Origin of the sequence: Streptomyces sp. W16, assembly GCF_033194735.1 — a bacterium.
Classification (GTDB): domain Bacteria; phylum Actinomycetota; class Actinomycetes; order Streptomycetales; family Streptomycetaceae; genus Streptomyces.
The window spans coordinates 1-880 of the sequence record NZ_JAWOAI010001177.1 but is presented as its reverse complement, the minus strand read 5'-3'; the positions used below and the strand labels follow the sequence as shown (position 1 = coordinate 880).

The following is an 880-nucleotide window of genomic DNA, read 5'->3' as shown; positions in this document are numbered from 1 at the left end:
CACCCCCGCCACGCCCCTCACCGCCCCGGACCCCTTCGGTGCCTACCTCGAAGCCCCGGACGCGGAGATCGACCACCCCCTCTACATCCAGCGGATGAACCTCCGGATGCTGCACCTCTTCCTGGGTGCCGAATCAGGAGCCCTGGACCACCTGCCGAACGGACTGCGGGACGAGCGGCTGCGCCGGTACGTCGCGCTGGTGCAGGGCTACTTCGCCGGCGGAGGCCCGGACGCGGCCCGTATGCCGGGGCTCGCGTGGCCGTTCACCGCCTACTTCCTGCGCGACACGATGGACATCCGGGACGTCATGGACGCGGCGGTCGCCAACGCGCGTGCGTACGGCGGGGATTGGGAGATCGCCGTCATCCTGATGTTCCGCACGCACATGGTCGTCGACTCCCCGGGCGGCATGGCGGGCGTCGACGACGGCCTGGCGGAACTGCGCGTGCTTTGCAGTCGCGTCGGCGACCGCTGGGTGCGGGCCCAGGTGTCCAGCGCGGTCGGCGAGGCCGCCATGGGCCGCGGGCGGTTCGAGGAGGCCAAGGGGGCCTACGAGGAGGCACTCGCGCTCGCCTACGAGGTCGGCGCCCACACCGAGACGCCGTTCCTCATCGCCCGGCTCGCCGAACTGGCCTTCCGCGCCGGTGACCGCGAGGGCGCGCTCGCGGGCCTGGACGAGGCGACCGAGGCCTCCGACCGGCACGGGGTCGCGGACGCCCACGCGTTCATCCAGCTGCTGCGCGCGCACATCGCCCTGGAGGACGGGGACGTGACCCACGCCCGCGCGCTCTGCGAACAGGCCCGTGAGGAGAGCGGACGCGGCACACCGCCGCCCCAGTTCCGGGCGGCGCTGAACGCGGTCGAGATCGGAAGAGCGTCG

The 880-nt window shown here is 73.1% G+C and carries 1 pseudogene; it reads left to right on the top strand.

Annotated elements, in window-relative coordinates:
• Window positions 1–880: pseudogene (locus R6V09_RS54040) on the top strand (AfsR/SARP family transcriptional regulator); the annotation flags it as partial.